This window comes from Streptomyces sp. HSW2009, from assembly GCF_040240285.1.
GTDB lineage: Bacteria > Actinomycetota > Actinomycetes > Streptomycetales > Streptomycetaceae > Streptomyces.
On record NZ_JBEHZD010000333.1, the window covers coordinates 1 to 8,950 of the forward strand.

Here is an 8,950-nt window from a genome sequence, read left to right on the forward strand (position 1 = left end):
CCAGCCATCCGTACCCGCCCGGCCAGGAGCCGTGCCGCGGGCTGTCCCCACTGCCGCCGGCGCCCGACCGGGCCGCGGGGCCCGGGGCGGCCCCCCCCCGCCCGGGGGGCCCCGGGGGGGGGGCCCCGGCGGCCGGGGGGGGGGGGGGGGGGGGCGGCCCCCGGCCCGGGCACGGCCGCCTCGGCGGAGGGCGGGGGCATCTCGGATGCGGGCGGCCCACCCGTGCCGTTCAGGTTCGTGGCGCTGGGGGACTCGCTGACCGCGGGCGTGGGGGACCCGGTGGCCGGGGGAGGGTGGCGCGGGTGGGCGGCGTTGCTGGCGAGCGCGCTGGTTGGGGCGGACGCGGTGCCCGGCGTGGCGGTGCAGCCCGGCGGTGGCCCCTGGCCGGTGGCCAGGCCCGCCGCCGGGGCGCGCCCCGAGCCGTGGCGGGTGGCGCACGTGGAGTTCGTCAACCTGGCCAGGAGCGGTGCGTTGGCCACCGAGATGGCACGCGCCCAGTTGCCCACGGCCCGCAGGTCGCGGCCCCAGTTGGCGTCCGTCGTGGTGGGCGGCAACGACACGCTGCGGGCGGGGTTCGACATCGAGGAGGTGGCCACGGCCCTTGACCTGACGATGCGCCTGCTGAGCGCCGACGGGGCGCTGGTGCTGACGGCGTGCCTGCCCGACCCGGGCCGGGCGCTGGGCCTGCCCAGGCCGCTGGCCGCGCCGCTGACCCGACGGATGCGGGCCCTGAACACGGTCATCCACGTGCTGGCCCGGCGCTACGGGGCCGTCCACGTCCACCTCGCCGGCGGCACCTGGGCCGCCGAGCGCGCGGCCCGCAGCGTCGACCGGCTGCACCCCAGCGAACTCGGCCACCGGCTGCTGGCCCGGGAGTTCCACGCCGCGCTCGGGCGCCGCGGCGCGCTGCTCGGACCCGCACCGTCGACCGTTCCCGACGGGCCGCGGCCCACCTTCGCGGGCGGCTCCTGGTGGCTGGCCACGCGCGGTTCGCGCTGGGTCGTCGACCGCTGTCACGACCTGCTGCCCGACCTGGTGCGGCTGGCGGCCCTGGAGAGCAGCCACCGACTGCGCGGCACCGGCCACCTCCTGGACGCCCGCACCCGCAGGAGCACCCGCAGCGCGCTGACCGCCACCCGCCGCGGCCCACTGGGCCCGCTGGGCGCGGGCAGCCCGGCGTGAGCGCGTAGACACCACACCCTGCCGCCGCCCGGTCATCCGCCGGGCCCGCCGCTGGGGGGCCCCGCGGGGACGGGCGGGCGCGCCCGGGCCTGGGTCCGAGCGCGGGAAGCGGCCGTGTGGGCGGTCTGCTCACCGGTGCTGGTCTGCCGCCTGCTGGCGGCCGGCCGCCGTCCAGTCCTCGCCGTGAGGGCCCGCGGGGGAGGAGGACGGTGCCGGTCTCTCTCCGCAGTGACCTGCCTCGTCGAAGAGCGGTCTCACCGAGTTCGACCGGGTCCCAGCGAGCTGCTGGCCCCATCGCCCAGGGCCGCTTGCCTTGCCTACACGAGAGACGGGCCGACCGCGTTCACGAGGGGGTCGACGAGCTGGCGAAGGTCGGAGACGTCGCGGTAGAGCACGGCGGTCATGCCGGCCTGGCGGGCGGCGTCGACGTTCGTCCGGCTGTCGTCGACGAAGGCGCAGCGGTGGGCGGGGACGCCCGCGCGCTCAACGGCGATCTTGTAGATCTCGGCGTCGGGCTTGGCGATGTGGACACGGGAGCTGTTGACCACGTGGTCGGCGAGGTCGGTGAGGCCGAGTTGGGCAAGGTCGCTGTCGAGCCAGACGGTGGCGTTGGTGACCAGAACGACCGGAATGCTCCGGCGGACCTGCCGGATCAACTCGACCACGTGCTGGTCCGCGCGAGAGGGGGCGTGGGCGAACGCCGTGGCGAGAGCGGCTGCCTGCTGGGTGGAAACCTTGGTGGCCAGGGCGTCGGCGATGGATGCGGCCCACTGGGCCCGGCTGATCCGGCCGAGCAGCAGCGGCAGGTCCCGCTCGGGGGCGAACGCGATCTCCATGGTGGTGCCGGAGGGGAGGCCCGCGGCTTGCTCCAGGCGGTTCACCTCGTCCAGGTCGTAGAAACGGATGACGTTGTCCAGGTCGCACAGCAGGGCATCGAATGCGAGGTCGCTCATCGCCGGTGAGCATGTCAGAGCACCCCAAGGCGCCCGCCTCCTGGATGAGACAGGTCACGCAGGACCGCTGCGGCCCAGGTCCGCCACGGCCCCGTACGGTTCCTCCCGTACACGTGCGCAAGGCGCCATGTGCCACCGCACCGGGTTCCGTACGCCTCGGTCCAAGACCACATCCGCCTCCCGGACGTCTCCGGGCACATCTGGAGGCGCCTGGAGACGTCCCACCCACCGTTGCCGCTGCGACCTCCCACGGCCCGGCCGCGTCAGCGGCGCAAGGCGTGCCGGGCGGTCGCCGACACCGACACCAGCCCACGGCCCGTACCTCCCCCTCTCCGTGCCTCTCCCGCGATGCCCGCCCCGCCAGGGGCACCCGTACGCCCAACCGGCTCCCGTCCTCCCGCCCCGGGCGCGCCCCGCTGCGACACTGGAGGGATGACCACCGGACGCTGGGAGTTCTGGATCGACCGGGGTGGGACGTTCACGGACGTCGTGGGGCGGCGGCCGGACGGGCGGCTGGTCGCCAGGAAGTTGCTGTCGCACCACCCCGGGCGTCGACAGGACGCCGCCGTGGCCGGTATTCGGGCCACGCTGGGGATCGGGGCGGGCGAGCCGTTGCCCGTCGAGCGGATCGCCGTCGTCAAGATGGGCACCACCGTCGCCACCAACGCCCTCCTCGAACGCGCCGGTGAGCCCACCGTCCTGGTGGTGACCGAGGGGTTCCGGGACGCGCTGCGCATCGCGTACCAGAACCGGCCGCGCATCTTCGACCGGCGGATCGTCCTCCCCGAGGCGCTGTACGAGCGGGTCATCGAGGTGCCCGAGCGGCTGGACGCGCACGGCGCGGTGGTGCGTCCGCTGGAGCTCGACGGGGTGCGGGAGCAACTGCGGGCGGCCCGTGCCGACGGTCTGCGGGCCGTCGCCGTCGTCCTCACTCACGGCTACCGCTACCCGCGGCACGAACGCGCCGTCGCCGCGCTCGCCAGGGAACTCGGCTTCCCGCAGGTGAGCTGCGGGCACGAGGTCAGCCCGCTGATGAAGCTGGTGCCGCGCGGCGACACCACCGTCGTCGACGCGTACCTCTCGCCGATCCTGCGCCGCTACGTCGCCGAGGTGGCCCGCGAACTGCGCGGCGTACGGCTGATGTTCATGCAGTCCAACGGCGGGCTGCGGGAGGCGGCGCGGTTCCGCGGCAAGGACGCGGTGCTGTCCGGGCCGGCCGGCGGCGTCGTCGGCATGGTGCGGGCGGCGGCCGACGCCGGGTACGAGCGGGTGATCGGCTTCGACATGGGCGGCACGTCCACCGACGTGTCGCACTACGCCGGCGAGTTCGAGCGGGTCTACGGCAACGAGGTCGCCGGGGTGCGGATGCGGGCCCCAATGATGAACGTCCACACCGTCGCCGCCGGCGGCGGATCGGTGCTGCACTTCGACGGCCAGCGCTACCGGGTCGGCCCCGAATCCGCCGGCGCCGTGCCCGGGCCCGCCGGCTATCGCCGCGGCGGCCCGCTGACCGTCACCGACGCGAACGTCATGCTCGGCCGGGTGCACGGCGCGTACTTCCCCGCCGTCTTCGGCCCGCACGCCGACCAGCGACTGGACGCCACCGCCGTCCGCGCGCAGTTCACCGCGCTCGCCGACCGGATCGCCGCCGCGACCGGCGACCGGCGCGGCCCGCACGAGGTGGCCGCCGGCTTCCTCGACATCGCCGTGCTCAACATGGCCAACGCGGTCAAGAAGATCTCCGTACAGCGCGGCTACGACATCACCCGGTACGCCCTGACCAGCTTCGGCGGCGCGGGCGGTCAGCACGCCTGCGCCGTCGCCGACGTGCTGGGCGTCACCACCGTCATCGTGCCGCCGCGGGCCGGAGTGCTCTCCGCGTACGGGATCGGCGTGGCCCACGCGACCGCGATGCGCGAGACGGCCGTGGAGGCCGACATCGGCGACGCGGCGGGGCTGGCCCGGGTCCGGGAGGCCGGTGCTGACCTGGCCCGCCGCACCCGGGCCGAACTCGTCGCCGACGGCCTGCCCGCCGCGATCACCACCACGACCCGAGTCCACCTGCGCTACGCCGGCACCGACGCGACGCTGCCCGTACCGCTGGCCGACGCCGCCACGATGGCCGCCGACTTCGCCCGCGCCCACCGCGCCCGCTACGCCTTCACCATGGACAAGCCGCTGATCGCCGAGGCCGTCGCGGTGGAGGCGAACTGCCCGCCGAGCGAGGACCGGGGACCCGTCTCGGAACGCGGCGCACCGGAGGCCGCCCCGGGCAGTGGCGCACCGGAGGCCGCCCCGGCGGGCAGCGAACCGGAATCCGCCGTACGGGGCGCCGTACGGGAATCCGCCGCGCAGGCCAGTGAACCGGAGGCCGCCGCCCAGGACCGTGGCGCATGGGCCCGCGCCGTGCCGGTCCACGACGCCGTGCCGGTCCACGACACCGTGCAGATGTTCGCCGCAGGTCAGTGGCGGCGAACGCACCTGTACCGGCGCGAAGCACTGCGCCCCGGCGACACCGTGGACGGGCCCGCCATCGTCGTCGAGGCCGATGCGACCACCGTCGTCGAACCGGACTGGCGGGCGGCCGTCGGCGCGCACGGACACCTGTTGCTCACCCGGGCGCGCCCGCGGCCAGCGGCCCCGGCCCTCGGCACCGGCGCCGACCCGGTCCTGCTCGAAGTGTTCAACAGCCTCTTCATGGCCATCGCGGAGCAGATGGGAGTGCGCCTGGAGAACACCGCACACTCCGTCAACATCAAGGAGCGGCTCGACTTCTCCTGTGCCCTCTTCGACGCCGCCGGCAACCTCATCGCCAACGCTCCGCACATCCCGGTGCACCTCGGCTCCATGGGCGAGTCGATCAAGGAGGTGCTGCGCCGCAACGCGGACGACCTGCGCCCCGGCGACGTGTACGCGATCAACGACCCGTACCACGGGGGCACCCACCTGCCCGACATCACCGTCGTCACCCCGGTCTTCGACGACACCGGCGCGCACCTGCTGTTCCTCGTCGCCTCGCGCGGACACCACGCCGACGTCGGCGGCAGCACCCCGGGATCGATGCCCGCCTTCAGCCGCACCATCGAGGAGGAGGGCGTGCTGTTCGACAACTGGCTGCTGGTACGCGACGGTCGGCTGCGCGAGGAGGCCACCCGCACGCTGCTCACCTCGGCCCGCTACCCCTCCCGGGCGCCCGAGACCAACCTCGCCGACCTGCGCGCCCAGATCGCCGCCAACGAGAAGGGCATCAAGGAACTGCGCCGGATGGTCGACCAGTTCGGCCTGGACGTCGTCCGCGCCTACATGGGGCACGTCCAGGACAACGCCGAGGAGTCGGTGCGCGCCATCATCGCCGGGCTGCGCGACGGCAGGTACCGCTACGAGACCGACAGCGGCGCGGTCATCGAGGTCGCGCTGCGCGTCGACCGGCGCACTCGCAGCGCCGTCGTCGACTTCACGGGCACCTCGCCCGAGCAGCCCGGCAACGCCAACGCCCCCAGTTCGGTGGTGCTGGCCGCGGTGCTCTACGTCTTCCGCACCCTGGTCGCCCGCGACATCCCGCTCAACAGCGGCTGCCTCAAGCCGCTGGACGTCCGCATCCCCGCCGGCTCGATGCTCGCCCCGACCTACCCGGCGGCCACCGTCGCCGGCAACGTGGAGACCTCACAGGCGGTCACCGGGGCCCTGTACGGGGCGCTCGGCGTGCAGGCCGAGGGCTCCGGCACGATGAACAACGTCACCTTCGGCAACGACCGGGTGCAGTACTACGAGACGGTGGCCAGCGGCTCGGGCGCCGGCGACGGCTTCGACGGCACCGACGCCGTGCAGACCCACATGACCAACTCCCGCCTGACCGACCCCGAGGTGCTCGAATGGCGCTACCCGGTGCGCGTGGAGACCTTCGCGGTGCGCCCCGGCAGCGGCGGGCGCGGGCGCTGGCACGGCGGCTGCGGGGTCACCCGGCGCATCCGCTGCCTGGAACCGATGACCGTCGCCCTGCTCACCGGCCACCGCCGGGTCCCGCCGTACGGAATGGCCGGCGGCGACCCGGGCGCCACCGGCGCCAACCTGCTGGAGACGGCCGACGGTACGGTGCAGCCGCTGCACGGCTGTGACGTCGTACGGGCCGCGGCCGGTGACGTACTGGTGGTGCACACGCCGGGCGGGGGCGGGTACGGGCGGTGCGCTGAGGGGGCGGGGGAGGGAGGCGGGGAGCGATGAGCCGCGGAGTATCCAGGGGCTGAGAGGAGAGGAAGAGGGGGCGCGGGCGGAGCGGCGGGCGGGCAGCCGAATGGGCTCCGCGCTGACTCAGTGCGCGGAGCCCATCGGCGTCGATGGTCGGCCCGTGCCTCGCCGCCTCGCGACGGCGGGGCCGGCAGGCGGCCCGGGGCAGCGCCTGCGGCCGTGGGCGGCGTGCACCCCGCGGCCGGGCTGGCTGGTCCCCGGCGCGAGCCTTCCCATCCTCCCGGTGGATGCCCCCTGGGGACCGGCCGCTACCGCGGTCGTTCCCCCATCCGTGCAACAGCATCGCCAGGCGGCCTGTTGTCGACAAATCCTTAGAGACCTTTAAAAAAGTTAGCCGACGGGCCGCTCCGGGCGGCACGGCCCCGTTGCCCTCCGGCCAGGCGGCTGTGGTGAGTTCGGCCGCCTCGCGGCACGCCCGGCTGTGCCCGACCGGCCCGAGCCGTTCCCCGCCCGACTGCGCCCAGGTCTGTGCCCAGCCGTGCCCAGGTCCGTGCCGCCCCGCACGGCGAGGGGCGCGGCGGCCGGGTGGGACGGCGGATGCCCGCGGGTCAGCGGAGGCGCGAGGGGCGTGCCCGGTACGGCAGGAAGCGCACCGGTGTGCCCGGTACGGCCTGGGCCGCAGCCGGCAACGCGTCCGCGGGCACCACGCCGATCACCGGGTAGCCGCCGGTCGTCGGATGGTCGTGCAGGAAGAGCACGGGGCGCCCGTCGGGGGGCACCTGGACGGCGCCCAACACCAGCCCCTCGCTGGGGAGTTCGCCACGCTCGGCTCGTTCGAGCGCGGGCCCTTCCGTACGCAGCCCGATCCGGTTGCTCGCGGCGGAGACCACGTACGCGGCACGGCCGATGGTGCGCAGCGCGTCGGCGGTGAACCAGGTGTCGCGCGGGCCGAGTGCCAGTGGCAACGCCAACTCCCGTACCGGGCCCGGGGCGGGCGCCCCGTCGAGCCACGGCGCCGGCCCCACCGGCACGCCGAGCGGTAGCCGCGCCCCGTCGGTCAGCGGATCGGGCCCGAGCCCGGACAGGACGTCCGTGGCGCGGCTGCCGAGCACCGGATCGACGTCGACGCCGCCGCCGAAGGCCAGGTAGCTGCGCAGCCCGTGGGTGGCCGCGCCCGCCTCAAGCACGGCGCCCGCCGGCAGCCGCAGCGGGGTGCCCCACGCGGCGGGCCGGCCGTCGACGGTGACCGGGCAGGGCGCGCCGGTCACGGCGGCGGTGCTGGCCCGGGCGACCCGTACCGCACAGCCGGTGAGCGTCGTCTCGATGGTGGCGGCCCGCTCCGGGTTGCCCACCAGCCGGTTGGCCAGCCGGTGCGCGGGCTCGTCCAGGGCGCCCGAGCGGGGCACCCCCAGGTGTGCGCGGCCCGCCCGGCCGAGGTCCTGCACGGTGCTCAGCGCTCCGGCCCGCACCACCGTCACCGTGTTCACCAGTACGTTCGCCCGTACGGCGGCGGCCGTCAGCGGGTCGCTCGCGGCCCGTGCGGTGCCGCGGGCGGGCGCGTCATCGGTCGTCAGTGCGCCGTCGTTGGTCATCGGGCCGCCCCGTCCGTCGCCCGCTCCGCCGCTTCGGCTGCTGCGCCTGCTCCATCTGCTGTGTCTGCCGCGTCCGCGCTGTCAGCCGTGGGGACGAAACGGACCCGGGTGCCCGGGGCGAGAAGCGCGGCCGGTTCGCGGTCGGGGTCCCACAGCACCACGTCCGCGGTGCCGATGAGCTGCCAGCCGCCGGGCGAGGAGCGCGGATAGACCCCGGTGTACGGGCCGGCGATGGCGAGCGAACCGACCGGCACCCGGGTGCGCGGGGTGTCGTGGCGGGGCACGTGGTAGCGGTCCGGCAGCCCGGTGAGGTAGCCGAAGCCGGGCGCGAAGCCGCAGAAGGCCACCCGGTACTCGACGCCGGCGTGGATGCGTACCGCCTCATCGGGCGTGACCCCCCACAGTGCGGCGACGCCGGCCAGGTCGGGCCCGTCGTACCGGACCGGGATGCGGACGACGCTGCCGTGTTCGCGCGGCCCGACCCGGATGTGCCAGCGGGCGACCCGGGCCGCCGTGGCCGCCGGGTCGGCCAGCCCGTCGAGCAGCACGGTGCGCGCGGCGGGCACGATCTCGCCCACCGCAGGCAACTCCGGGCTGCCGAGCCGGCGCAGCAACTCGGCGTGCAGCGCCTCGACCGCCGCGTCCGATGCGACCTCAAGCAGCAGGGCCCGCTCGCCGACGGGCAGCCCGCGCACGCTGACCACGGCCCCGCCGTCCGCGTCGCCCGTACGACCCGCACGGTCCGCGTCGTTCGTACCGCCCGTGCCGGCCGGGCCCGTTGCGCCGGCTGGGTCCGCTGCGGTGTCTCCGGCCTTCGGCGGGTGTGGCGCACCGCCCGCGGCGGGCCGTCGCGGGGCACCCGGCTCGGGTGGCGTCCGCGTGTCGCCGTGCACCGCCGTCATGCGAACGCCCGCAACGGCACGCCGGCCGCGGTCAGCGCGGCCCGCACCCGGCGGGCGGTCGCCGCCGCGCCCGGGGTGTCGCCGTGCAGGCAAAGCGAGCGGGCGGACACGGCGACGTGTGTTCCCTCGATACTGG

General features: G+C 75.7%; 7 protein-coding genes. 2 read left to right on the forward strand and 5 right to left on the reverse strand.

Annotation, left to right across the window (positions count from 1 at the left end):
• Positions 1 to 200, reverse strand: a 200-nt coding sequence (locus tag AAHZ94_RS22340; RefSeq protein ID WP_349994762.1) for a hypothetical protein, incomplete at its 3' end; no start/stop codon positions are given.
• 37 nt (positions 201 to 237) lie between these two features.
• Between AAHZ94_RS22340 and AAHZ94_RS22345 the strand changes: the two genes are divergently transcribed.
• On the forward strand, positions 238 to 1,182 hold the full coding sequence (locus tag AAHZ94_RS22345) for an SGNH/GDSL hydrolase family protein (protein ID WP_349994763.1): 945 nt from the start codon (positions 238 to 240) through the stop codon (positions 1,180 to 1,182).
• A 317-nt stretch (positions 1,183 to 1,499) separates the two neighbouring features.
• On the opposite strand, the gene AAHZ94_RS22350 is transcribed toward AAHZ94_RS22345, so the two are convergent.
• The gene (locus AAHZ94_RS22350) at positions 1,500 to 2,135 is read right to left on the reverse strand and encodes an HAD family hydrolase (protein ID WP_349994764.1); all 636 of its coding nucleotides are present in this window, start codon (positions 2,133 to 2,135) and stop codon (positions 1,500 to 1,502) included.
• 432 nt (positions 2,136 to 2,567) lie between these two features.
• On the opposite strand from AAHZ94_RS22350, the gene AAHZ94_RS22355 reads away from it, so the two are divergent.
• A complete protein-coding gene (locus AAHZ94_RS22355; RefSeq protein ID WP_349994765.1) occupies positions 2,568 to 6,356 on the forward strand; it encodes a hydantoinase B/oxoprolinase family protein in 3,789 nt (1,262 codons plus the stop codon).
• A gap of 572 nt (positions 6,357 to 6,928) precedes the next feature.
• Here AAHZ94_RS22355 and AAHZ94_RS22360 read toward each other — a convergent pair.
• From AAHZ94_RS22360 to AAHZ94_RS22370, 3 genes are all read right to left on the reverse strand, one after another.
• Entirely contained in the window at positions 6,929 to 7,912 is a 984-nt protein-coding gene (locus AAHZ94_RS22360; protein WP_349994766.1) for a 5-oxoprolinase subunit C family protein, read from the reverse strand.
• Entirely contained in the window at positions 7,909 to 8,607 is a 699-nt protein-coding gene (gene pxpB / locus AAHZ94_RS22365; protein WP_349994767.1) for a 5-oxoprolinase subunit PxpB, read from the reverse strand. The genes AAHZ94_RS22360 and pxpB overlap by 4 nt, the downstream gene beginning before the upstream one ends.
• Before the next feature lie 203 nt (positions 8,608 to 8,810).
• On the reverse strand, positions 8,811 to 8,950 hold a 140-nt coding region (locus AAHZ94_RS22370), incomplete at its 5' end, for a LamB/YcsF family protein (protein ID WP_349994768.1).

Excerpts from the sequence above, each read along its gene's own strand:
- AAHZ94_RS22350 (WP_349994764.1), bottom strand. The coding sequence starts at position 2,135 with ATGAGCGACCTCGCATTCGATGCCCTGCTGTGCGACCTGGACAACGTC.
- AAHZ94_RS22355 (WP_349994765.1), top strand. The coding sequence starts at position 2,568 with ATGACCACCGGACGCTGGGAGTTCTGGATCGACCGGGGTGGGACGTTC.
- AAHZ94_RS22360 (WP_349994766.1), bottom strand. The coding sequence starts at position 7,912 with ATGACCAACGACGGCGCACTGACGACCGATGACGCGCCCGCCCGCGGC.